The organism is Cloacibacterium sp. Arc13 (genome assembly GCF_041431305.1).
GTDB lineage: Bacteria > Bacteroidota > Bacteroidia > Flavobacteriales > Weeksellaceae > Cloacibacterium > Cloacibacterium caeni_B.
The window spans coordinates 50,889-74,495 of record NZ_JASMRM010000015.1; the positions used below are offsets into that span (position 1 = coordinate 50,889).

22 protein-coding genes are annotated in these 23,607 nt (G+C 34.5%); 15 read left to right on the plus strand and 7 right to left on the minus strand.

Going from position 1 to position 23,607, the window contains the following annotated elements; translation table 11 throughout:
* Positions 1-27: 27 nt before the first annotated feature.
* On the minus strand, positions 28-432 hold the full coding sequence (locus QO190_RS10875; protein ID WP_371463093.1) for a DUF1573 domain-containing protein: 405 nt from the start codon (positions 430-432) through the stop codon (positions 28-30).
* A gap of 200 nt (positions 433-632) precedes the next feature.
* On the opposite strand from QO190_RS10875, the gene QO190_RS10880 reads away from it, so the two are divergent.
* From QO190_RS10880 to QO190_RS10925, 10 genes are all read left to right on the plus strand, one after another.
* Positions 633-3,248: a valine--tRNA ligase gene (locus QO190_RS10880; protein ID WP_371463091.1), complete on the plus strand. Its 2,616-nt coding sequence runs from the start codon at positions 633-635 to the stop codon at positions 3,246-3,248.
* Positions 3,249-3,311: 63 nt separating this feature from the next.
* Entirely contained in the window at positions 3,312-3,671 is a 360-nt protein-coding gene (locus tag QO190_RS10885) for a GIY-YIG nuclease family protein (RefSeq protein ID WP_371463089.1), read from the plus strand.
* A gap of 30 nt (positions 3,672-3,701) precedes the next feature.
* On the plus strand, positions 3,702-4,343 hold the full coding sequence (locus QO190_RS10890) for a DUF4241 domain-containing protein (RefSeq protein ID WP_371463087.1): 642 nt from the start codon (positions 3,702-3,704) through the stop codon (positions 4,341-4,343).
* 93 nt (positions 4,344-4,436) lie between these two features.
* Positions 4,437-5,327 carry a ribokinase gene (locus QO190_RS10895; protein ID WP_371463085.1) on the plus strand — a complete coding sequence of 297 codons (891 nt, stop codon included), beginning with the start codon at positions 4,437-4,439 and terminating at the stop codon, positions 5,325-5,327.
* Between the two features lie 98 nt (positions 5,328-5,425).
* Positions 5,426-6,268, plus strand: a complete 843-nt coding sequence (locus QO190_RS10900) for an alpha/beta fold hydrolase (RefSeq protein WP_371463083.1) — start codon at positions 5,426-5,428, stop codon at positions 6,266-6,268.
* Between the two features lie 9 nt (positions 6,269-6,277).
* Positions 6,278-6,925, plus strand: coding sequence for an HD domain-containing protein (locus tag QO190_RS10905; protein WP_371463082.1), 648 nt, complete (start codon positions 6,278-6,280; stop codon positions 6,923-6,925).
* Positions 6,926-6,974: 49 nt separating this feature from the next.
* Positions 6,975-7,568 carry a hypothetical protein gene (locus QO190_RS10910; protein ID WP_371463081.1) on the plus strand — a complete coding sequence of 198 codons (594 nt, stop codon included), beginning with the start codon at positions 6,975-6,977 and terminating at the stop codon, positions 7,566-7,568.
* A gap of 408 nt (positions 7,569-7,976) precedes the next feature.
* The gene (locus QO190_RS10915; protein WP_371463079.1) at positions 7,977-9,368 is read left to right on the plus strand and encodes an RtcB family protein; all 1,392 of its coding nucleotides are present in this window, start codon (positions 7,977-7,979) and stop codon (positions 9,366-9,368) included.
* A gap of 81 nt (positions 9,369-9,449) precedes the next feature.
* Entirely contained in the window at positions 9,450-10,046 is a 597-nt protein-coding gene (gene prfH / locus QO190_RS10920; protein ID WP_371463078.1) for a peptide chain release factor H, read from the plus strand.
* 4 nt (positions 10,047-10,050) lie between these two features.
* Positions 10,051-10,563, plus strand: a complete 513-nt coding sequence (locus tag QO190_RS10925) for a tetratricopeptide repeat protein (RefSeq protein ID WP_371463076.1) — start codon at positions 10,051-10,053, stop codon at positions 10,561-10,563.
* 41 nt (positions 10,564-10,604) lie between these two features.
* Here the strand turns inward: QO190_RS10925 and QO190_RS10930 are convergent, their stop codons facing one another.
* From QO190_RS10930 to QO190_RS10950, 5 genes are all read right to left on the minus strand, one after another.
* The gene (locus QO190_RS10930) at positions 10,605-11,795 is read right to left on the minus strand and encodes an efflux RND transporter periplasmic adaptor subunit (protein WP_371463074.1); all 1,191 of its coding nucleotides are present in this window, start codon (positions 11,793-11,795) and stop codon (positions 10,605-10,607) included.
* A gap of 100 nt (positions 11,796-11,895) precedes the next feature.
* On the minus strand, positions 11,896-13,167 hold the full coding sequence (locus QO190_RS10935; protein WP_371463072.1) for an ABC transporter permease: 1,272 nt from the start codon (positions 13,165-13,167) through the stop codon (positions 11,896-11,898).
* An 83-nt stretch (positions 13,168-13,250) separates the two neighbouring features.
* Positions 13,251-13,604 carry a four helix bundle protein gene (locus QO190_RS10940; protein ID WP_213188452.1) on the minus strand — a complete coding sequence of 118 codons (354 nt, stop codon included), beginning with the start codon at positions 13,602-13,604 and terminating at the stop codon, positions 13,251-13,253.
* 90 nt (positions 13,605-13,694) lie between these two features.
* Positions 13,695-14,924: an ABC transporter permease gene (locus QO190_RS10945; RefSeq protein WP_371463070.1), complete on the minus strand. Its 1,230-nt coding sequence runs from the start codon at positions 14,922-14,924 to the stop codon at positions 13,695-13,697.
* Between the two features lie 168 nt (positions 14,925-15,092).
* Positions 15,093-15,782 carry an ABC transporter ATP-binding protein gene (locus QO190_RS10950; protein WP_371463068.1) on the minus strand — a complete coding sequence of 230 codons (690 nt, stop codon included), beginning with the start codon at positions 15,780-15,782 and terminating at the stop codon, positions 15,093-15,095.
* A 332-nt stretch (positions 15,783-16,114) separates the two neighbouring features.
* Here QO190_RS10950 and QO190_RS10955 point away from each other — a divergent pair, with 332 nt between their 5' ends.
* The 3 genes from QO190_RS10955 to QO190_RS10965 all read left to right on the plus strand — a co-directional run bounded on the left by QO190_RS10955 (position 16,115) and on the right by QO190_RS10965 (position 20,761).
* Positions 16,115-17,089 (plus strand): ribonucleotide-diphosphate reductase subunit beta, encoded by a 975-nt coding sequence (locus QO190_RS10955; RefSeq protein WP_371463067.1) that lies wholly within the window; start codon positions 16,115-16,117, stop codon positions 17,087-17,089.
* A gap of 355 nt (positions 17,090-17,444) precedes the next feature.
* Positions 17,445-19,100 carry a ribonucleoside-diphosphate reductase subunit alpha gene (locus QO190_RS10960; protein WP_371463065.1) on the plus strand — a complete coding sequence of 552 codons (1,656 nt, stop codon included), beginning with the start codon at positions 17,445-17,447 and terminating at the stop codon, positions 19,098-19,100.
* A 779-nt stretch (positions 19,101-19,879) separates the two neighbouring features.
* Positions 19,880-20,761 (plus strand): DUF72 domain-containing protein, encoded by an 882-nt coding sequence (locus QO190_RS10965; protein ID WP_371463063.1) that lies wholly within the window; start codon positions 19,880-19,882, stop codon positions 20,759-20,761.
* Positions 20,762-20,978: 217 nt separating this feature from the next.
* Here the strand turns inward: QO190_RS10965 and QO190_RS10970 are convergent, their stop codons facing one another.
* On the minus strand, positions 20,979-21,308 hold the full coding sequence (locus QO190_RS10970) for a hypothetical protein (RefSeq protein WP_133159982.1): 330 nt from the start codon (positions 21,306-21,308) through the stop codon (positions 20,979-20,981).
* 34 nt (positions 21,309-21,342) lie between these two features.
* Here QO190_RS10970 and glyA point away from each other — a divergent pair, with 34 nt between their 5' ends.
* Both glyA and QO190_RS10980 read left to right on the plus strand, forming a co-directional pair.
* Positions 21,343-22,614, plus strand: coding sequence for a serine hydroxymethyltransferase (glyA, locus tag QO190_RS10975; protein ID WP_371463061.1), 1,272 nt, complete (start codon positions 21,343-21,345; stop codon positions 22,612-22,614).
* Positions 22,615-22,730: 116 nt separating this feature from the next.
* A complete protein-coding gene (locus tag QO190_RS10980) occupies positions 22,731-23,189 on the plus strand; it encodes a regulatory protein RecX (protein ID WP_185117744.1) in 459 nt (152 codons plus the stop codon).
* The last annotated feature ends 418 nt before the right edge of the window (positions 23,190-23,607 follow it).

Below are 23,607 nucleotides of genomic sequence, written 5' to 3' on the forward strand. Positions count from 1 at the left end.
ATTTTTGTATAATAATTTTAAAAAGAATTATTTTTTAGGAGCTAAAGTTTTTTCTTCAGCTTTAGCATTAGCATCTACCGTTCCTTGGATGTATAGAACCACTCTTCCGTTTACGGGGTCGTTAGAAAATACATCGATAGATTTTTTGAAAGGTGCAGCATTTGCAGTGTTATAATGAACTTTAATCTGTGCAGATTTACCTGGCATCACTGGCTCTTTTGGCCATTCAGAAGCGGTGCAACCACAGCCTGGCTGTACGTTAGAAAGGATTAAAGGCTTGTTACCAGTATTTTTAAAAGTAAAAACTCTGTTTCCATCTGCATTTACAGGAACAGTACCATAATCAATAGTTGTTTTTTCAAAAGAAATAGTTTGTGCAGAAGAGAAAACAAAACCTCCGATAAGCAACAAACCGCCCATAAATTTTTTCATATTTAGAAAGTTTTTTGTTGTAAATTAAAGTTCAAAATTATAAATAAATTCTGTAATTAAATCCAAATTCTTCTTTTTATTTTACTTTGTCTGATTCATATTCCAAAATTCTCAAAAAGAAGAGCTTTAACCATTTAAAAATTCACATTTTATCGTATTTTTGCAAATTACAAGCCAAACTCATTTTTATTTAAAATTTTATGCAAATTTCAGAAAAATATAATCCTCAGGAATCAGAACAGAAGTGGTACAATTACTGGTTAGAAAACAATTATTTTCATTCTACTCCAGATAACAGACCTCCTTACACGATTGTAATTCCGCCACCAAACGTGACGGGAATTCTTCACATGGGACACATGTTAAATAATACCATTCAAGATGTTTTGGTCAGAAGAGCCAGAATGCAAGGGTTTAATGCACTTTGGGTTCCGGGAACAGACCACGCTTCTATCGCTACTGAAGCTAAAGTGGTGGCAAAACTGAAATCTGAAGGAATTAATAAGTCTGATATTACCCGAGATGAATTTTTAGTTCACGCTTGGGATTGGACGCATAAATATGGAGGAACAATACTTGAACAGTTAAAGAAATTAGGTTGTTCTTGTGATTGGGACAGAACGCGTTTCACAATGGAACCGAAACTATCTGCTCAAGTCATCAAATCTTTCGTTGATTTATACAATAAAGGTTTGATTTACAGAGGTTATAGAATGGTGAACTGGGATCCAGAAGCCAAAACCAATATTTCTGATGAAGAGGTAATTTATAAAGAACTCAATGGGAAACTTTGGTACCTTAAATATAAAATTGAAGGTTCTGAAGAGTTTATTTCTGTAGCTACAACTCGTCCAGAAACTATTTTCGGTGACGTAGCGGTTTGTGTAAATCCTAACGATGAAAAATATGCGCATCTGAAAGGCAAAAATGTAATCGTTCCGATTGTAAATAGAGTCATTCCAATTATTGAAGATGAATATGTAGACATGGAATTCGGAACTGGAGCATTGAAAATCACTCCTGCACATGATATCAATGACTACGAAATAGGGCAAAAGCATAATTTGCCAATGATTGATTCTTTAGATGACGATGGTAAACTGAATGAACACGGTTTGCATTACAACGGAAAAGATAGATTCGAGGTTAGAAAACTGATTGCAAAAGAATTAGAAGAAAATAATCTTTTGATAAAAGCCGAAGATTATGTAAATAAAGTAGGAACTTCTGAGAGAACTGGAGCTGTGATTGAACCAAAAATCTCTCAACAATGGTTCCTGAAAATGTCTGAAATTGCGAAGCCAGCTTTGGATGTAGTAATGAATGATGAGGTGAAGTTCCACCCAGAAAAATTTAAAAATACGTACAGACATTGGATGGAAAACATCCGCGATTGGAATATTTCTCGTCAATTGTGGTGGGGCCAACAAATCCCAGCGTATTATTATGGAGAAGGAAGTGAGGATTATGTAGTTGCCGAAAACATAGAAGAAGCTTTGGTTTTAGCCAAAGAAAAAACCAACAACCAACAACTAACAACTGACAACTTAAAACAAGACGAAGACGCACTCGATACATGGTTCTCTTCTTGGTTATGGCCTATGTCCGTTTTTGATGGAATGTTAGACGAAAACAATGAAGACATCAAGTATTATTATCCGACTTCTGACTTGGTAACTGGTCCAGATATTATTTTCTTCTGGGTAGCCAGAATGATTATGGCGGGATTAGAATTCCGTGGTGAAGTTCCTTTCAAAAATGTATATTTTACAGGAATTGTAAGGGACAAGCAACGCAGAAAAATGTCTAAATCACTCGGAAATTCTCCAGACCCAATAGAATTGATTGAAAAATATGGTGCAGATGGAGTAAGAGTAGGGATTTTATTGAGTTCAGCAGCTGGAAATGACCTTCTTTTTGATGAAGATTTAATGTTGCAAGGAAGAAACTTCGCGACTAAAATCTGGAACGCTTTCCGTTTAATCCAAGGTTGGAAAAAAGAAGACAAACCAGCAAATGAAGCAGATTTGCAAACAATAGAATGGTTCGGAAATCAAATGAATAAAACCATTGCCGAAATCAATGACCAATTCTCAAAATTCAGAATTTCTGATGCGTTGCATTTGATTTATAAACTGATTTGGGACGATTTCTGTGCGTGGTACTTAGAAGCCATTAAACCCAATTATGGAGAAGGAATTTCTCAAGAAGTTTATGATAAAACCATTGCTTACTTCGAAGAATTAATGAGATTATTGCATCCTTTCATGCCATTTTTAACGGAAGAATTGTATCAGGCAATTGCAGAAAGAAGCACAGAAGAAGCTTTGGTAATTGCTCAACAGAAAAAAGCAGAACCTTTCAGCGAAGAAAATATAAGAGCCTTCGAAACGGCTAAAGAATTGATTTCTGGCGTTAGAAACTACCGTCAAAGCAAAGGGATTTCGCCTAGAGAAGCTGTAGAATTATTTACCAATGCTGTTGCTTTTGAAAATGAAGCGGTGGTGAAAAAATTAGCCAACATCTCTGAAATTAATTTCGGAAATAAAACCGATAAACCAAGTTTCACTTTCTTAGTAGGAGCTACAGAAGTTTCTATTCCATTGAGTGAAAACCTTGATTTAGGCGAAGAAAAAGCAAAAACAGAAGAAGAACTAAAATACTTAAAAGGATTCTTAATTTCGGTAGAAAAGAAATTATCTAACGAAAAATTTGTTGCAGGTGCTCCTGCTCAAGTAGTAGAAAATGAGCGCAAAAAACAAAAAGATGCGCAAGATAAAATTGCAATTTTAGAAGAAAAATTAAAAACATTGTAATTAAAAATGTAAATTTTCAAGATTTATTTTTGTCAGGCTGAGCGGAGTCGAAGCCTTGTTGGTATGAAGCAATATTTTGTTTACATATTAAAATGTTCTGATAATTCATATTATACAGGGATTACCAGTGATTTAGAAGGAAGACTTGTAAAGCACCAATCAGGTTATTATCCTGAAAGCTATACCCATACCAGAAGACCAATAGAATTAGTTTTTTATACTGAATTTAATGACGTAGAACAAGCCATTTCATTTGAAAAACGAGTCAAAGGTTGGAGTAGAAAAAAGAAAGAAGCCATTATTAAAGATAATTGGAGTTTATTACCAAAATTATCTATATGTAAAAATGAAACTCATTCAAATAATTTTGAAAAAGATAAAATAAAAAAAGGCTTCGACTCCGCTCAGCCTGACAATCCTTAAACTTTCACCTAATTTATAAGTCAAAAAATCATGTCACACTTAGAAAACATATCAAAACTTTTTTCTAAAAATTTTGTAGAAAATCCAATGCTAGAAACTTTCGAGGCAGGAAAAATTCATCTTCCTAGTGGAAAGTTAGTCGCTTGTGACCCATTGATTACCCATGACATGAAGGAATTTGTGATTCATTTTCCTGTAGGTGATTTTCCTGTTTTTGTACACAAAGAAAGAGACAGCAATTGTATTGCTTATGTAGAGGTAGTGTTTCAAAATGAGGAGGCAACAACCTTTAAAATGGCAACTACAGAAGGTCAGCATATAGAAGATTTACAAGGAGAAGAAATTTTTGGGTATCCTGTAGAATCGGGTATGGGTTGTTTTATGGATGCAGAAACTCAGGATAGTCTTAATCATCTAGAAAATAGACTGTTCCATAGAAAAGGAGCAGATTTTATGGGAATTTACGAAGAGTTTTTCCACGGTCATTTCTTTGATGAAAATGGAGCGATTGACCAATTTGCTTTCCTAAAACCAGACGAAGAAAAACCAGGAAATATTTTTGCTTTCGAAACAGGATATGGAGAAGGTTTCTATGCAAGCTATATTGGTTTTGGTGCAGAAAATCAACCGGTTAAAATTATAACGGAGTTTATTGAAATAAAATCTGAATAATTACTCTTATCGAAACAAAAAAAGACTAATTTTGTTGTAGACCAAACGCTGAAATTTTAAACCTATTTCAAAATTTCTAAAAATTTAACTTCAATGAAAGTAAGCGCAGAACAGCCCAAAATTATAGTTGTAGGAAGTTCTTCTATCGATTTAGTCCTCAATACGCAATATCACCCAGAACCCAATGAAACGGTAATCGCCCAAAAATCTGAAACTTTTTTTGGAGGAAAAGGAGCCAATCAAGCAGTAGGAACAGCGAGATTAGGTGCAAGTACATTTTTTATTGGTTGCGTAGGAATGGATCCTTATGGTCAACAAATTCTTAGAAATTTAGTAGATGAAAATGTAAACGTAGGTTTTGTACACGAAGATTTAGACCACGCTACAGGAACAGCTTATGTAACTGCAGCGCACGGTAAAAACGCCATCGTAGTAGTTCCTTCAGCCAATTATTGCCTAGAACCAAAGCATTTAGAGAGCGCAGAAAGATTTTTTTCTACAGCAGATTTAGTACTAACTCAGTTAGAAATTCCGATGAATGTGGTAGAAAAAACGTATGAATTTGCCAAAAAATACAACAAAAAACTGGGAATTTATGCTTCTCCAGCTACCAGAATTTCAGAAGAGATTTTAGATTATGCCTCTTTTATCGTGGCCAAAAGCAATGAACTTTCCATCATTTTTGGGGAAGAATCTAGAGAAAAAATTCTGAGAAAATACCCCAACAAACTTTTTGTAAGAGACGATGCCAATTCTACCATTTATCACAATGGTTCGGAGATGAAATATCACAGGAACGACCCAGAAGACATGCCCAATAAAATGGGAATGGGAGATGCTTTTACTTCGGGATTTTCCATCGCGTTATGTCATGGAAATGAGATAGATGATTGTGTGAAATTCGGGAATGATGTTTCGCTAAAAGTAGCACAAAAAAGAGGTTCTCAAACAGGATTGCCCAAATTAAAAGATTTCGGTTTGTAATTTTAACCAAAGAATAATATGCAGAGAATTTCAAATTTTTGGAATTCTCTTCTTTTTTTAGATATTTTTGGAAACAGATTTTCAACAGATTTTCTCTTATGAAGAATACCATTACCATCCATACTAAAGACCAATATCCCATCACCGCAACTCTCTTTGAGCCAGAAAATGCGAATGGGAAACTACTGTTGGTGAATTCTGCAACTGGCGTGAAACAACAAACGTATTACTCTTTTGCACAGCATTTTGCAAATTTGGGTTTTGTGGTTATTACCTATGATTACAGAGGAGTGGCGCTTTCTAAACCAGACCAGCTCAAAGGTTTTAAAGCGAGCATGAGAACTTGGGGAAATACAGATTATAAAGCCGTTACAGATTTTATAAAAGAGCATTATCCAAATCACCGAAAATTTCTAATTGGTCATTCTGTAGGTGCTTTAATCCTCGGAATGAACAAAGGTTCAGAAATTTTTGAAAAATTTTGTTTCGTGGCCACTCAAAATACCTATTTTGGACATCTTTCTCCAAGAATTAAAATGTTAGGATTATTGGGTTTTGGTCTGTATCAACCAGTGCTTACTCGAGTAAAAGGGTATTTCAAGACGTATTTTGTGAATTTAGGCGAATCTTTACCCAAAGGTGTTTCAGATGATTGGCGAACCCTCATCATGAACCGAAAATCAGTGAATCGACTGCTCGAAAAAACGGAAAATTTCTCTAAAAATCTACATCAAGAAGTCTTATATCTCAATATGCAAGATGATGATTGGATTACAGAAACGGGAATGAAACTGCTCATGAACGAAACGTATGTCAATATGAAACCTATTTACAGAACCGTGCATCCTAACGAAAGCAATGGAGAAGAAATAGGGCACATTAATTTTTTTAGAGCAAAACACAGTAAACTTTGGAGCATTGTTTTCGATTGGTTTTCGTAGTTTTGGAACATGAAAAATCACCTTACCCTTACCATAAATTTTGTTAAAGAAAAACTAGAAGGCGCAGAAGCGGGACACGATTGGTTTCACATAGAACGCGTCTGGAAACTCTCTAAAAAAATTGCCGAACAAGAAGGCGGAAATCTAGAAGTAATAGAACTTTCGGCTTTGTTGCACGATATTGCAGACCCTAAGTTTCACAACGGTGATGAAACTTTGGCGCTCAAAATTTCTAAAGATTTTCTTGAAGAAATTCAAGTTGACGCTGAATTAATAGAGCAAGTGTTGTTTGTCATTAAAAATATTTCCTTCAAAAATAGAGCAGAAGCTCCAGAAAATCCTCCTTTAGAATTACAAATTGTGCAAGATGCAGACCGTCTTGATGCGATTGGTGCAATTGGGATTGCAAGAACTTTCAATTTTGGTGGATTTAAAAATAATTTGATGTATCATCCAGAAATCAAGCCGAATCTTGGCATGAACAAAGAAGAGTACAAAAAATCAAACGGAACCACCATCAACCATTTTTATGAAAAATTATTGTTGCTCAAGGATTTAATGAATACCGAAACCGCAAAAAGAATCGCGTCAGAAAGACACGATTTTATGTTGCAATTTCTTGATGAATTTTATAAAGAATGGAATGTGGAATTTTAGGAATTTCTGATTTTTTCAAAAGTCAACCAAAAACAATATCTTTGTTAGAATGAATAGTCTCAATTTTGTTTTACTTTTCCTCTTAATTCTAGCTCTTATTTTAAGTTTATTTAAAACAGGAGCCAGAGCGAGATGGGCTAAAAATATCAGATTTTTTATTGTAATTTTAGGTTTAGCATTTTTCGGATATTGGTTTTTTCAAAAGAGTTTTAGCAATTTTTTAGAAAAATCCATGTCGATTCAGGTCATCAATAGAGTGAACCAACCGCTCGATATTTATGCCATAAAAGTTATCGACAAAGACCAAAATAAATTTCTCACCAAACATTTAGGCAAAGTAAGAACCCATCATTACCAAATAGACTATTTTGTAATGAGCAATTCTAATGAATTTTGGGTGGCTGCTTACAATGTCAAAAATAAATTGGTTTACTTCTCCCAACACAGTGTTCAGAACAAAGAAGAAGACCAAAAAATAGAGGTGAGAACCTTTTTAAACCAAAGTCAAAAACTATCAGACATCGCCGAAAAAGTGATAGAAAAGAATAAACTCGAAAACGTAAATCAAAGCATTTTTGTCTCTCTTACTTTATTGGTTTTATTCTTGAATATCGTGCTTCTTACGAGGAAGAAAAAAAGCTAATTTGCTGGCTTTCAAAATATTTTTTCAAAGATTTTTTGCGAATTCCAAAAAAATCCTTTTATATTTGCACCCGAAAACAAAGTTTAACAATTAAAAAAACGAAGCAAAATGTTCAAATTTCACAATTTATCTTCAGTAGGATTACCACTTTCTGTGGTACGCTTCGGTGTTTTCGTTTTCGGCTAGAATTGTAATCAATAATGAAATATAGAAACCCGAAGTTGTAAAATTTCGGGTTTTATTTTGATACAAGGTTCTATAAATTTCCCCGAAATTTTCTTGAATGCAGGCTTACCATCAATTTTTTTGTTGGCATATTCTCGATGTAATTTTTTAGAATACATCCAGAGTTTTTAAGATGATGATTCCTGTAATCAGTCATCCAACATTTTTATCAATTATAAAACAATGGGAAATTTAAAACTAAAAGGAAAAGATATCCTGAAATTGGGATATCCTAATAATAAATCCGTGACGGTAGCTTTAGAAGTGGCAAAGAAAAATTTTGCCAATAAGAATACCGCTTACGTGAAAAATATTTTGAAGAAAATTTTACTTCAACCAGAAGAATTTAAAAGCAATCTAATGCTAGGACAAATTGCAGAAGAACTTTTAACGAGCCAAAAAACAGAAAAAAGAATGCTCTTGAACAACAGAGTTTCATTTGAAATTTTCGGAGAGGAAATTTCAGAAGATGCAGTCAATCAGTTTTATACATCGCTCAAACTTCCGGTTTCGGTAAAAGGTGCATTAATGCCAGATGCACATTTCGGATATGGTCTGCCAATTGGTGGAGTTTTGGCAACCAAAAATGCTGTAATTCCTTATGGAGTGGGCTTGGATATTGGTTGTAGAATGTGTTTGAGTATTTTAGATACTCCAGTTTCTTACTTGGATGGAGCAAAAGACAAATACGAAAAAGCATTAGCCGAACATACCAAATTCGGAATGTACGAAGTGCATAAAACGCACATAGAAAATGAAATTTTTGATGATGAAACATTTAACCTAATGCCCATTTTGAGAAGATTAAAATCAAAAGCCATCAAACAATTGGGAACTTCAGGTGGTGGAAACCATTTTGTAGAATTCGGAGAGGTAGAAATTCTAGAAGATGATGAAAAAATTGGTTTGCCCAAAGGAAAATACGTGGGAATTCTTTCGCACAGTGGTTCCAGAGGCTTCGGAGCAGAGATTGCGCAATATTACACGAGAGTGGCAGTAGAAAACTGTCCGCTTCCAAAAGAAGCACAACATTTGGCTTGGCTAGATGTAGACACACATCTCGGACAAGAATATTGGATTGCAATGAATTTGGCGGGAGATTACGCTGCTGCTTGTCATGCCGATATTCACAGACGCTTGATAAAAGCAGTTGGCGGAAGGTTGAAAGCCAGAATAGAAAATCATCACAATTTTGCGTGGAAAGAAAATGTGGACGGAGAAGAACTGATTGTTCACAGAAAAGGAGCAACACCAGCTTCAGAAGGACAATTGGGAATTATCCCAGGTTCTATGACCAGCAAAGGGTACATTGTAAAAGGCAGGGGAAATGCAGCTTCTCTTCATTCGGCTTCTCACGGAGCAGGAAGAAAACATGCTAGAAATTTTGCCAAAAATGCTTTCACCCAAAAAGAGATGAAAGAAGAATTAAAAAAGCATAAAGTAACCTTAATCGGTGGGAGTTTAGAAGAAGCGCCCATGATGTACAAAGACATCAATCAGGTGATGAATGCTCAACAAGATTTGGTAGATATTCTGGGAACTTTCCAACCGAGAATCGTGAGAATGGACAAGTAATGGTTGTCAGTTTTTAGTTGATAGTTTTTGGTTAAAAATCATAAACCATCAACGAACAACCATCAACAAACAACAAATAAAATGAAACAAATAATACAAATCACCTCAGGAAAAGGACCTGTAGAATGCGAGTTTTTTGTACAAGAAACCTTTAACCTGATGAAAAAAGAAATAGAAATTCTAAAATTGGACTACAAAGTGGTAGAAATGATAGAAGGTGAAGTTTCAGGTTTCCAGTCGATTACTTTTGAAGTAGAGGAGAATCCAGAATTTCTAAATTCTTGGAAAGGAAGTATTCAATTCATTGGGAAAAGTAAATTCAGACCCCATCATCAACGTAAAAATTGGTTCATTGGCGTTTTTGAAATCGAAAATTTCTTTGAACTTGAAATTCACGAAAAAGAACTGGAATTTCAAACCATGAGAAGTTCTGGAAATGGTGGACAAAACGTGAACAAAGTAAATTCCGCAGTTCGCGTGACACATTTGCCTACAAAAATTCAAGTGGTAGCGATGGATTCTCGTTCTCAACTGGAAAATAAAAAAATCGCAGTACAAAGATTAAAATTGAAGATTTTAGAAATAAATGCCAAAAAATCTTCGGCACAAAAACAAAATCAGTGGATGAATCATCTTCAATTGGAAAGAGGAAATCCCAAGAAAATTTTTAAAATGTAAAAAAATGACAACAAACAAATACTATTTTCAAGCCTTAGATAATTTTCCCTATAACCTAGAGGAAACCATGCAAGCGCTTAATTATGCTTTGTCTTATGATGACCATAATGCAGAGAGTCTTTGTCTTTTAGGAAGGGTGTATTCTGAAGTTTTGCAAGATTATGAAACGGCAAAATCTTACTTCGAAGAAGCCATGCAAGTGAAACTAGATTCTGTTTCTACACCGCTGTTTTATATAGATTGTTTGCTGAATAATGAAGATTATGAAGAAGCCAAAAAACTGATAGATTATGCTAAAAAAATTAAAGGAATTGATCAATCTAGAATACGCTACAGAAAAGCCATCTTCTTTGAAAAGCAAGGACAATTAAAAAAGGCAATGAAAGCTCTTGAAAAAGCAAAGAAAGTAGCGCCCAATAAAAACTACATCGATTTTTTAAATGAAAGAATAGAATTGGTGAAATCTAAAATAGGAAAACCTAAAAATAAGACTCAAAAGAAAAACTCCAACAAATAATGTTGGAGTCTTTCATTTTTCATTTGTATGATTAGGCAGTTTTATTTTTTCTTCTCTTTGAGTTCTTCTTTGTCTTTATCAGATGGGTTCCAAACTTTTACTTCAGAATCTTTAGTAATTCCTGAAAGAATTTGAACATTAATTCCATCAGATGCACCCAGTTTTATGGTCACTTTTTTGAATTTTCCGTCTTTTTGTTTTACTTCTACAAAAGGAACATCTTTACCATTTTGTTTTTCATATTGAATAAGACTTTCGTCTAGAAGCAAAGCATTTTTCTGAGAGCTCAATACAATTTCGCCATTGGCAGAAAATCCAGCTCTGATGTATTCATTACTCGGGTTAAAAACGTCTCCTTCAATCGGGAATTTGATGGTTCCGTTTTCATCTTTTCCTTTTGGAGCAATCATGGTTACTCTTCCTGGGAAAGTTTTATTTTGTAAAGCACCGATGACGATGTTCATCTCCATGCCTTCCTTAATTTTTCCAGCTTGAGCTTCGTCTATTTTTCCTTCAAAAATAAGAGAGTTAAGGTCTGCAACACTACAAATAGTAGTTCCAGCGTTAAACTGATTGGCTTCAATTACCTGATAACCAACTTTTACAGGAACTTCTAGTACCGTTCCAGTGGCTTTAGAACGAATTTGAGTAGTAGCAAGACTTTGTAAACCTTCGGCAACACCAGTTCTAGCGATTTGTAGATTTTTCTGAGCGGTTTGCAATTGTTGTTGCGCATTTTTCAACTGGTTTTGCATCGATTGCAATTGCTGTTGAGCAGTAAGAAACTCTTGTTTAGAAATTACGCCTTGTGTGTACAAACGTTGTTGCATCGCAAATTGTTGTTGCTGATTCGCCAAATTAATTTTAGCATTGTTAATTTGAAGATTTGCATTTTGCACTTCTTGTTGAGCAGCATTTACCTGAGGAACGCTCGGCACAATTTTAAGGGTAGCAATAAGTTCTCCCGCAGAAACATGGTCGCCTTCTTTTACCAAGATTTTGTCTATAATCCCAGACATATTCGGCTTAATTTCTACTTCTTCTCTCGGAACTATTTTACCAGTAGCCATTACTTTATCATCAAGATTTTGCACGAATGGTTTTCTGGTGAGAAAAGCTTCGCTTTCTTGAGAATTAGATTTAATCAGGTAACTTATTCCCATCAGAAGTCCAGCTGCAAAAAGCAAACCTAAGAGAATATAAACTACTTTTTTGAAGGTTAAGTTTTTCATTTTATATGAAATATTTAATTGTTATCAAGTTTAATTTATTTTTTAATTCACCATTCACTTTTCCAAAAGAAAAAAAATCACAATGGCAAATTCACATGTATTATTCGCTTCTTAAAGCTTCTATCGGCTTAATTTTCACGGCTCTTTGTGCAGGAATCATCCCGATGAGAAGTCCTAAAATCGTCATCACCGCCATCGCTGCAAAAACGTGTGAATAATTTACCGTAGGATTATAAAATGGGAAAGCATCTTGGTTTTGAGTCATCGCATTGATAATCATCAAAAGGAAAATCCCGAAAATAAATCCTAATAATCCCGAAGTCAAAGTGATCACCACACTTTCTAGCAAAATCTGGTTTCTTACTTCAGAAGGCTTCGCTCCCAAAGCTCTTCGGATGCCTATTTCTTTGGTTCTTTCTTTTACGGTAATCAATAAAATGTTAGAAATCGCAATCACACCCGCCAAAATGGTGAGTGCTCCAACAATAATGGTGAGCAATTGCATTCCTGTTAAAAATCCATACATTTTCCCGAACATTTTCCCCAAGTTGAAACTTCCAAAAGCATTGGTGTCTTCAGGAGAAACGTTGTTTTTCTTTTTAAGTTCTAGTTTGGCTTGTTCTTCTACGGTTTCCAGATTGGCTTCTGGTTTACTCACGATGGCAAAAAAGCCTACTTTGTCTCCATCATTGTACATTTTAGTATAAGTAGAAAGCGGAATGTATGCTGTGGTATCATCATCCATTGGTCCACCAGCTTTGGCTACTTTATAAACACCGATAACGTTAAAGAAAATACCTTTGATATTGATAGATTTCCCAATAGGATTTTCATTTTTCTTGGCGTCAAAGAAGTTTTTATAAATTTCTTCGCCGATGACTACTACATTTTTACTGGCAGTAACATCTGCATCATTAAGGTATCTTCCGAAGATTAATTTCTTTTCAGAAATTTTATTTCCTGCAGGATAATCTCCAGTAAGCGTATACGTAGTAGATTTTCCGTTGCGGTTCATTTGTTCACCAGGATTTCCAAAATTTCCTCTGGAGTTTTGGGGCGAAATGTAATCAATCTGTGGGATTTTCTTTTCCAATAAATCCATATCTGGAAGGTGCAAACTCAGTTGTCTGCCTTTTGGGAAACCATTATACGGAATAGTAGTATTCTGTGCCCACATAAAAATAGAATTGGTTGCAAATCCAGAAAATAATTTGTCAAAACCATTTTCCATACCTTTTGCAGCTCCCAATAAACTAACAAATAAAAACATACCCCAACCTACACCAATCATGGTGAGGAAAGTACGAAGTTTATTATTTTTAAGTGAATAATAAATTTCTTGCCACGTATCTTTTTTGAATATGATGTTCATATTGTTGTCAATTTTTTGCTTTGCAAAAGTGAATTCCTTAAGGTGAATTTCTACGAATGAATTTTAAATTCACGATTCACTTTTTAACTATTCATTAATTTTGATAATAATATAAAAGTTGTTTTAATATTCTTTCCTAAGACTGTTAAATCTTCTTGTTCTAAATATTTCTCTTCTAAAATGATTTCACAACAAGAATCAATTTCGATGATTGAGCCTCTTGCTATTTCATAAAACCTGTTTCTTTCTATTTTTGACTTTCTAGAGGAGCCTTCTGAAATATTCAAAACAATAGAAGTTGATGCTCTTCTTATTTGATCAATTAAATTATATTTTTCTGCATCAGGCAAAAATCTTATGGTCTTGTAACATTGTTTTCTCAATTCTTTTGCTGCCTTGTATACATCTAAATTATAATGGTTTAAGTTTAAAAACATATTTATGGTTATAAGTTTATAAAAATTTCAATTGAAAAAATTCACCATTCATTTTCCAAAGGAAAAAATTCACAAATTAATTCACCTCCATTACTCCGCTCTCAATGCTTCTATGGGTTTTATTTTACTCGCTCTGTATGCAGGGACAAATCCAGCAAGCAATCCAGACATTACCAAACTGAGGAAGGCTGCAGTAATCAATAGCCAACCAACACTTGGGTCTTTAATGAAATATTCTTCTAAACTATTGCCAATTAATTTCAAAGTCAAAACGCCTAAAGCAACGCCGATTAATCCAGAAATTACGGTAATCACAATACTTTCTTGAATAATCAAAGTGACAATGCTTCTCGGTTTAGCACCGATGGCTTTTCTTACTCCAATTTCTTGAGTTCTTTCTTTTACGATATACACCATGATATTGCTAATCCCAATAATTCCTGCCAATAAAGTTCCGAGACCAATGAATCCTACAATCATGGTAATGACAAATAAAAATTGGAAAGAATCTTTCAAACCTTCTGCTCGGTTTCTTACGACCACGGCATTTTCATCATCTGGAGAAACTTTTTTTCTAGCTTTTAATTCTTTTTTCAGTTGGTCACTGTAAGCGAGGGCTTGTTCAGGATTTAGTTTTTCGTCATAAGCAATGTACACGGTACTCACCGTATCAGAACCTTTTTTCATTTGCTGAAGCGTAGAAATCGGTATAGAAATCATACGTTCATCCCAATCACCACCATCATCAGAAAAAACGCCAATCACTTTGAAAACACTACCGTTAATCTCGAGTTCTTTTCCTACAGGATCTCCATTTTTGATGAGGTCACGCTGTACCATTCTACCGATTACGGCTACATTTTGTTTTTCGTCAATATCTTTTGGAGAGATAAATCTTCCGTTGAGTAATTGTCGGTTCTCTATTTTTACTTCTTCATCATTGGCTCCACTGATTTGGTAGAAACCACTTTCTTTTCCATATTTTACATTAAGATTGGTAGAATATCGTGGAGTAGAATATTGCACTTTTTCAGGATGCGCATCTACAATAGCATTATAGTCACTATTATTGAGGGTTACTTGTCTGTCAGCTTGTAAGCCTTCATAAGCAATGGTGGTTTTTCCAGTAAAAATGGAAATAAGATTCTGTGCATCTCTGGTAAATCCTTCTTGGAAAGCGTTTTGCAATCCTTTTCCAATTCCAAAGAGAACAATAAAAATATATAAACCCAGCGCTACGGTAAAGCCAGAGAGCACCGTTCGCAATACATTACTGCGAATAGAACTGAAAATTTCTTGCCAACGGTCTATATCAAACATATTATTTTTTTAATTTATTGCCTTGCAAAATCAATTTGCTTTGCAGTCAATTGTCAATTTTTTTAAAAATTTACCATTCATTTTTCAACTTTGTTGAAAAAATTCACCATTCACTTACTGTATTTTTTCCTCCACATAACTACATAACTTCATCACCTTATCACCACCTTACAAAACCACCTGCTGTATATACTCATCCGTTTCAATGATACCATCTCTCAAATGTACATTTCTCTTGGTTTGAGCCGCTACATCTGGTTCGTGGGTAACTACAATGATGGTTTTCCCTTCATTATTAATATCTTGAAGAAGTTTCATAATATCATGAGTGGTCTGAGAATCGAGTGCTCCAGTGGGTTCATCCGCCAAAATCACTTTAGGATTAGTAATTAAAGCTCTTGCAATCGCTACACGCTGTTTTTGTCCACCAGAAAGTTCATTAGGCAAGTGATTCGCCCATTGTGCTAAACCTACTTTTTCTAAATATTCCATCGCGCGCTGGTTTCGCTCTTTTCTAGGAACATCTTGATAATAGAGTGGAAGCGCCACATTTTCTAATGCCGTTTTATACCCAATTAAATTGAACGATTGGAAAACAAATCCCAAGAATTTACTTCTGTATTCTGCCGCTTTGGTTTCGGTGAGATGTTCTATAGGAATGCCATCTAATTCATAGATTCCACTGTCTTTTTCATCTAAAATACCAATGATATTGAGTAAAGTAGACTTTCCAGAACCAGAACTTCCCATAATCGAAACGAACTCTCCTTCGCCGATTTCTAGGTTAATTCCCTTCAATACGTGCAACTTATTATGACCGATATCGTAAGACTTATGTAAATCCTTGATGACTAGCATGGGCTTTTTTGCAATAAGTAGTAAATTTTAGGAACTTGTTACAAGAAAAAAAGAGCAAAAATTTTAAAAAGTTTTGTTTAATTGTAAATAGCTTTAAATAAAGAATTTTTAAGTAATTGTTTAATGAATGATACCTCGTAAAAGCCCTATTTAAGTACCAAGTGCACGCAAAGGCTTTATTCATCAAACTTCTATGTAATTGTGGAAAACTTTTGCCCCTAAAAACCAAAAATTTAACATGAATGAGGCGTTTTCATTTTTGATTTATAACTTCAATTTCTATTTTTGTAAACAAACTTAATCAGATAATTAATAAAAAAACGCAGTAAGCTATGGGAATTTTTGACAAACGAATCAGTTATAAACCTTTTGAATATCCAGAAGTACTACAATTTGTTGATGCTATTAATAAATCTTTTTGGGTACACTCAGAAATAGATTTTACAGCTGATGTACAAGATTTCCATTCTAATCTTCAGCCGTACGAACAAAATGCGGTAAAACATGCGCTTTTAGCGATTGCTCAAATTGAAGTTTCTGTAAAAACCTTCTGGGGAAATCTGTACAACCACATGCCAAAACCAGAACTCAATGGTCTGGGTGCTACTTTTGCAGAATGCGAATTTCGTCACAGTGAGGCTTATTCTAGATTATTGGAAGTATTAGGCTATAATGATGAATTCAATAATGTGATTGAAATTCCTGCCATCAGAGAGAGAATAGACTATTTGAACACGGTTTTAGCCAATGCGAAATCTACCAATCATAAAGAGTACGTTTCTTCACTGTTATTATTCTCTATTTTAATAGAAAACGTTTCGCTATTCAGTCAGTTTGCCACGATTTTATCTTTTACAAGATTCAAAGGGTACATGAAAAATGTATCTAATATCATCGCTTGGACTTCTGTAGATGAGCAAATTCACGCCAATGCTGGAATCTATTTAATCAATAAAATCCGCGAAGAACAACCAGAATTATTGACCGATGCAGACATCGAAGATATTTATGGTTTAGTAGACCGTTCTGTAGAACTGGAAGCGAAAATTCTAGACTGGATTTTCGAAGCGGGAGAGATAGATATGTTTTCAAAAGAAGACTTGCTGAACTTTATGAAATACAGAGTAGATGATTCTTTGAAAAAAATTGGCATGAAAACCCGTTACAGCGTAACCCCTGAACAATACAGACCAATGACGTGGTTCGAGGAAGAAGTTTTTGCCAATTCATTAGATGACTTCTTTGCAAAAAGACCAGTAGATTACACCAAGCACGATAAGAGCATCACTGCGAACGATTTATTCTAATTGTTTGCGGGGAGTTGGATGCTGGAAGATGGAAGTCTTGAGCGCGAGCGAAGCGAGCGTCAATTGTTTTCAAGATAGAGAACGTAAAAAATCAATAGGAAAGTGCTTTTTTATGCTGAGCTAAGCCGAAGTAAGCCCTTTTTAAATTGAAAAAATTCAATAGAATTTTACCCAATCAAAAATTCAAATGGCTTAGCCACGAAGTGGCAACATGCAACAGCATCGGGTAAAGCCCGATGAAAAATAAATAATAGTTTTTAAAATATAAAAATTGCAGAATTTTCTGCTATAAATAATAATCTTGAATTTTAAATGCAGATTTAGAATTCTTTTTTTGTGAAAAAATTTAAACGATATGGAAGAAAAATTAGATATTTGGTGGTTAAATGAAGAGTCTGAGCAAATGCTAAACAGAGGTTACCTTTTGAAGGGAGAAACCGTAGAAGGAGCTATTGACAGAATTACTACAGCGGCAGCAAAACGCTTGTACAAGCCAGAACTCATTCCTGCTTTTAAGGAAATGATTACCAAAGGTTGGATTTCTTTTTCTTCTCCAGTTTGGGCCAATATGGGAACTCAAAGAGGTTTGCCTATTTCTTGTTTTAATGTTCACGTTCCAGACCATATCGAAGGCATTACCCATAAATTAGGAGAAGTGATTATGCAGACCAAAATCGGAGGAGGAACTTCTGGTTATTTTGGTGAACTGCGTCATAGAGGAACTGCAGTTACTGATAATGGTAAATCTTCAGGAGCGGTTTCTTTCATGAAATTATTTGATACCGCGATGGATGTGGTTTCTCAAGGAGGAGTTAGAAGAGGAGCTTTTGCAGCATACCTAGATATAGACCACGGAGATATTGAAGAATTCTTAAACATAAAAGAAATTGGTAGCCCAATTCAGAACTTGTTTATGGGAGTTTGCGTTCCAGATTATTGGATGCAAGACATGATTGATGGAGACATGGAGAAACGTAAAGTTTGGGCAAAAGTGTTAGAATCTCGTCAGAAAAAAGGACTTCCTTATATTTTCTTTACCGATAATGTAAACCGTAATAAACCTCAAGTATACAAAGATTCTGGAGCGGTAATCAATGCAAGTAACTTATGTTCAGAAATCATGTTGCCTTCTACGGCAGACGAAAGTTTTATCTGCTGTCTTTCTTCCATGAACTTAGAATTGTATGACGAATGGAAAGATACCAACGCAGTGAAATTAGCCATCTATTTCTTAGATGCAGTATTGTCAGAATTTATAGAAAAAACTGAAGGAAACTACTACTTATCTTCTGCTCGTAAATTTGCTTTGAGACATAGAGCATTAGGTTTGGGAGTTTTAGGATACCACTCTTATTTGCAAAAAAACATGATTCCTTTTGAAAGTATGGAAGCGAAAATGTTCAACGCTAGAGCGTTCAAACAAATTCAAGAGCAATCCATTCAAGCATCAAAAGAATTAGCCAATATTTATGGCGAACCAGAAATGTTGAAAGGCTACGGAATGCGTAATACTACTACGATGGCAATCGCACCTACCACTTCTTCATCAGCAATTTTAGGGCAAACTTCCCCAGGAATTGAACCTTTTGCATCGAATTACTACAAAGCAGGTTTGGCAAAAGGAAATTTCATGAGAAAGAACAAATATTTAGCAAAACTTCTTGAAGAAAAAGGCTTAGACAACGAAGATGTTTGGAGAGAAATTATGCTAAATCACGGTTCAGTACAACACATGACACAACTGACACAGACCGAAAAAGATGTGTTCAAAACATTTAAGGAAATTTCCCCAATGGAAATTATTACACAAGCAGCACAACGCCAACAGTACATCGACCAAGCGCAATCATTGAACTTGAATATCCCAGCTTCATTAGCGATTAAAGATGTTAACAATCTGATGATTGAAGCATGGAAACTAGGCGTTAAAACCTTATACTACCAGCGTTCACAATCTGTTTCTAAAGAACTCATGGTGAATTTTGTAACGTGTTCAAGTTGTGAAGCGTAGTTCGATTTACGATTTATAATTTTTGATTTACAATATACAAACCGCAGAAATTTTTCTGCGGTTTTTTTATGACCTAGGGAACGAAGGCGTTAAGAAATTTAATCATATATTCGTTAAAAAATTCCTGCTGTTTGAACTCGTCAGAATGACGAGAGAGTTTCATGGATTTTAGAATGTATGATTAAATTTTAGCCGAAGTTTCCAGTCTTGAACTTTTGTTACTTTTGGTTCAAGCCAAAAGTAAAATTTATTAAAAAAATAACAGACAACTTCGTGGCTTCATTCCGTTTTACTCCTCGCAAAGACAAACATAAAATTCAATCCTTGTGTTCTTTGTGAATTCTCTGTGCTCTCTGTGTTAAAAATCTGTGCAATCTGTGGAATCCGTGAGAAACTTTTAACTCTATAAAATCATAAATTCTTTTAGATTCCTACGGAATGACAAACGTTATGCTTAATCTTTGTGTTCTTTGTGAATTCTCTGTGCTCTCTGTGTTAAAAATCTGTGCAATCTGCGCAATCAGCGAGAGATTTTTAATTTTATCAAAATCATAAATTCTTTTAGATTCCTACGGAATGACAAACGTAAAATGCAATCTTTGTGTTCTCTGTGAATTCTCTGTGCTCTCTGTGTTAAAAAAGACATTCAACTTTTTTTGACTTTTGAAAATCTAGAAATAAAATCTTTTGTCTCTTTTGCGGTTTAAAAACAAAAAATCTACAAGAAATTTTTACCTTTGAAACCAATCCCTTTTTCCTAATCCCTAAAAACTAAAAAAATGAAATTCGGACAAGTTGCAGACCCATCACAAATAGACTTCACTCTTCCAAAAGATCATCCTAAAACCCAAGAAATTTTAGAAAAATCTAAAGGAAACGATTTTAACATCTACATCGGTTGTGCCAAATGGAACAAAACCGACCTGAAAGGATTTTACCCAAAAGGAACCAAAGATGAGTTGAAATACTACGCTACTCAATTCAATTCTATTGAACTGAATGCTACCTTTTATTCTTTGCCGAGTCCAGAACAAGTGCTCACATGGAAAGAAAAAACGCCGCCTAATTTTAAGTTTTTTCCAAAAATCACCAATACCGTTTCACATTTTAGAAGACTGATTAATGTAACTGATGTAGTGACGGATTACGCTACTTCAGTTTTGAATTTCGGAGACCAGTTGGGGATGGTGTTCTTGCAGTTGCATGATAATTTCAAACCTAAAGATTTTGACAGGGTAGAAAAATTTGTAAAAGAGTGGCCAAAAGAAGTTCCATTGGCGATAGAAGTGCGCAGTGCAGAGTGGTTTGAAGAAGAAAATTTTGAAAAATTCTCTCAATTATTAGAAGAAAACAACATCGCGAATATCATCGTAGATACGGCAGGTAGAAGAGACATGTTGCACATGAGACTCACTTCGGATACCGCTTTTGTAAGATATGTTGGCGCCAATGCAGACAGTGATTACGCAAGATTAGATGATTGGTTAGAACGAATAAAACTATGGAAAGAAGAAGGCCTGAAAAATCTGTATTTTTTCGTTCATCAAAACGTAGAATTGGCCTCACCGTTGTTGTCGGCTTATTTCATTGAGAAAATTAACGCAACATTCGGAGCAGAAATTCACGTTCCTGTAATGGCTGAAACCAAAACGTTGTTTTAATAAAGAATCATAGATGAGATTTAGAAGTAAACCAGAAAGCATTATGATAATGAATCTGAAATTTAAGTAAAGCATAAGCTTTTGCGAATTTATTCGCTTCTTAGCTCTCTTAAAAACACGTTGAAAGGATAAAAAAAACTTTGCGTTTTAAAAAAAATGGAATACATCAATCTTTCAATAAAAAAAGCAATCTTTCATGTAGATTGCTTTTTTATTTTTACGATAAAAACTTAATTTCCTTATCCTTGAAATTATTTTTCTCCACCAGTTTATTCATGGTTTTCATCATTTTATGACGAAGTTTTGCCATTTTTCTGATGTTTTTGTCTTCGCTGTAATCAAAGATATTGTCTTTAAAAGTAAAGGTATCTCCATCTTTAAACTCAATATTGTTTTTCTTCAATTCTCCTAGAAGCATCAAATTGGTCATGCTTTCCAACAAAAGATGTTCAGATTTCCCTAAAGATTTCAGAGATTTAAGCAACTGTTTTTTATATTTTTTCTTTCCCATAATTATTAATGTAAAGTTATCTGCAAATATCTGCATAATTTCTTATTTTTGAGCAAAATTTAAATCTAATATGAGTAAAGACATCATTTTTGAACTAATTGAAAGAGAAAGAGAAAGACAAACCAATGGTATAGAGCTGATTGCATCAGAAAATTTTGTTTCTGAAAATGTGATGAAAGCCATGGGAAGTGTCTTAACGAATAAATATGCAGAAGGTTACCCAGGAAAGAGATACTACGGAGGTTGTGAAGTGGTAGACGAAGTAGAAACACTGGCCATTGAAAGAGCAAAACAACTTTTCGGCGTAGAATATGCCAACGTACAGCCGCATTCTGGTTCACAAGCTAATGCTGCCATTTATCTTTCGGTATTAAAACCTGGAGATACCGTAATGGGAATGGATTTATCAATGGGAGGTCATTTGACACACGGTTCTCATGTAAATTTTTCGGGAATTAATTTCCGTCCTGTATTTTACGGAGTTGAAAAAGAAACGGGGTTGATTGATTATAAACAAATGCGTGAAGTAGCATTGCGAGAAAAACCAAAAATGCTGATTGCAGGTTTCTCTGCCTATTCTAGAGATTTAGATTATGCCAAATTTAGAGAAATAGCAGATGAGGTAGGCGCTACATTGTGGGCAGATATTGCACACCCTGCAGGTTTGGTAGCCAAAGGATTATTGAACTCACCATTCGAACATTGCCATGTAGTAACCACCACTACCCATAAAACCCTTCGCGGACCAAGAGGAGGAATGATCATGATGGGCAAAGATTTCGAAAATACTTACGGTCACAAAACACCAAAAGGCGAAACCAAAATGATGAGTGCCGTATTAGATGGAGCAGTATTTCCAGGAACTCAAGGTGGGCCACTAGAACACGTGATTGCTGCAAAAGCAGTTGCCTATGCAGAAGCCATCGACCAGAAATTTGAAACCTACACCAAACAAGTGGTAGCAAACGCTAGAGCATTGTCTCAAGCAATGATAGACAGAGGTTTTGACATTGTTAGTGGAGGCACAGATAATCACCTGATGTTGGTAGACCTTAGAAATAAAAATGTAAACGGTAAAGAAACCGAAAAAGCTTTAGTAAAAGCAGATATTACGTGTAATAAAAATATGGTACCTTATGACGATAAGTCACCGTTCATCACTTCTGGAATCAGATTAGGAACCGCTGCCATTACCACGAGAGGTTTAGGAGAAAAAGACATGGAGACTATTGCAGATTTAATCAATGAAGTGGTAACCAATATCAAAGATGAAGCGCTAATTGCAAAAGTTCGTTCGCAGGTTAATGAACTGATGAGTGATCAACCTCTTTTTAAATATTAATAGAACAGGGAGATTTCATTGTTATTATTTCATTTCTAGAAAACAGAATGGAAGGTTTCGGTGAGGTTTCTCTTTTTTTGGCAGTTAAATTAAGGCAAAGACATTTTTTAACCATAATGAAACAAAAATCTTACACTTTTTCTGAAATTAAGCAAAAAATAGCCAATTATTGCGTTTATCAAGATCGTTCTCATCAAGAAGTAGAACAGAAGTTAAAAGAATTTTTACTCATTCCGGAAGCCAAAGAAGAAATTCTCTTATTTCTGATTGCCGAAAATTACATTAATGAAGAGCGGTTCACCAGAAGTTATATCAGAGGTAAGTTTTATATAAAATCTTGGGGTAAGAAAAAAATAGCCAATCACCTAAAAATGAAAGGCATTACCGAGAAATTAATTCGTAAATGTATGGATGAAATAAACGAGCAAGATTACAAAGCTAAAATTTTAGAAATCTATAGAGATTATTACGATAAACTTCCCGCAGGTGCCGCTTACCAAAAAAAAAGCAAAACAATCACCTATCTCTTAGGAAAAGGATTTGAATATGAGGAAATCATAGAAATGTTAGACTGAAAAGTCTAACATTTTTTTATGCAAGTCACTTAATGAACTCAATGCTAAAGGGAGTTGCAGCGAAATGTTAAAAAATCATAATTTTTTTTTGGGAGATTCAAAAAAAATTTTTTACATTTGTTACCCCTAGTCTATTGATTTTCAAAAATTTATTTTAGAGAAAATAAGAAAGCCGTAAAGTTAACTTAATATTTTGTTAACAAACATTTGTCTTTTTTTGAATACTATTGGGACTTATTTACGTTAAGATTAAATTGAAGATATGAGGAAAAATTTACTTCTTGAAAAAGCAGCAAAACTTTTATTAAGTTTTTTTACTTTTTTAATTTTATTAATTTCAGTCAATAGCGTCCTAAATAAAAAAATAAGAAGGAATTAAAGTAACTCAAAGTATCTTTGAGGTTGTACAACAAAAAAA

Bases quoted from the DNA above. Each gene is read 5' to 3' on its own strand.
- QO190_RS10910 (WP_371463081.1), top strand. From the start codon at position 6,975: ATGAATAGTCTCAATTTTGTTTTACTTTTCCTCTTAATTCTAGCTCTT.
- QO190_RS10885 (WP_371463089.1), top strand. From the start codon at position 3,312: ATGAAGCAATATTTTGTTTACATATTAAAATGTTCTGATAATTCATAT.
- QO190_RS10970 (WP_133159982.1), bottom strand. From the start codon at position 21,308: ATGCAGATATTTGCAGATAACTTTACATTAATAATTATGGGAAAGAAA.
- QO190_RS10935 (WP_371463072.1), bottom strand. From the start codon at position 13,167: ATGAACATCATATTCAAAAAAGATACGTGGCAAGAAATTTATTATTCA.
- QO190_RS10930 (WP_371463074.1), bottom strand. From the start codon at position 11,795: ATGAAAAACTTAACCTTCAAAAAAGTAGTTTATATTCTCTTAGGTTTG.
- QO190_RS10925 (WP_371463076.1), top strand. From the start codon at position 10,051: ATGACAACAAACAAATACTATTTTCAAGCCTTAGATAATTTTCCCTAT.
- QO190_RS10895 (WP_371463085.1), top strand. From the start codon at position 4,437: ATGAAAGTAAGCGCAGAACAGCCCAAAATTATAGTTGTAGGAAGTTCT.
- prfH (WP_371463078.1), top strand. From the start codon at position 9,450: ATGAAACAAATAATACAAATCACCTCAGGAAAAGGACCTGTAGAATGC.
- QO190_RS10940 (WP_213188452.1), bottom strand. From the start codon at position 13,604: ATGTTTTTAAACTTAAACCATTATAATTTAGATGTATACAAGGCAGCA.
- glyA (WP_371463061.1), top strand. From the start codon at position 21,343: ATGAGTAAAGACATCATTTTTGAACTAATTGAAAGAGAAAGAGAAAGA.
- QO190_RS10980 (WP_185117744.1), top strand. From the start codon at position 22,731: ATGAAACAAAAATCTTACACTTTTTCTGAAATTAAGCAAAAAATAGCC.
- QO190_RS10965 (WP_371463063.1), top strand. From the start codon at position 19,880: ATGAAATTCGGACAAGTTGCAGACCCATCACAAATAGACTTCACTCTT.
- QO190_RS10960 (WP_371463065.1), top strand. From the start codon at position 17,445: ATGGAAGAAAAATTAGATATTTGGTGGTTAAATGAAGAGTCTGAGCAA.
- QO190_RS10890 (WP_371463087.1), top strand. From the start codon at position 3,702: ATGTCACACTTAGAAAACATATCAAAACTTTTTTCTAAAAATTTTGTA.
- QO190_RS10945 (WP_371463070.1), bottom strand. From the start codon at position 14,924: ATGTTTGATATAGACCGTTGGCAAGAAATTTTCAGTTCTATTCGCAGT.
- QO190_RS10955 (WP_371463067.1), top strand. From the start codon at position 16,115: ATGGGAATTTTTGACAAACGAATCAGTTATAAACCTTTTGAATATCCA.
- QO190_RS10905 (WP_371463082.1), top strand. From the start codon at position 6,278: ATGAAAAATCACCTTACCCTTACCATAAATTTTGTTAAAGAAAAACTA.
- QO190_RS10950 (WP_371463068.1), bottom strand. From the start codon at position 15,782: ATGCTAGTCATCAAGGATTTACATAAGTCTTACGATATCGGTCATAAT.
- QO190_RS10900 (WP_371463083.1), top strand. From the start codon at position 5,426: ATGAAGAATACCATTACCATCCATACTAAAGACCAATATCCCATCACC.
- QO190_RS10880 (WP_371463091.1), top strand. From the start codon at position 633: ATGCAAATTTCAGAAAAATATAATCCTCAGGAATCAGAACAGAAGTGG.
- QO190_RS10915 (WP_371463079.1), top strand. From the start codon at position 7,977: ATGGGAAATTTAAAACTAAAAGGAAAAGATATCCTGAAATTGGGATAT.
- QO190_RS10875 (WP_371463093.1), bottom strand. From the start codon at position 432: ATGAAAAAATTTATGGGCGGTTTGTTGCTTATCGGAGGTTTTGTTTTC.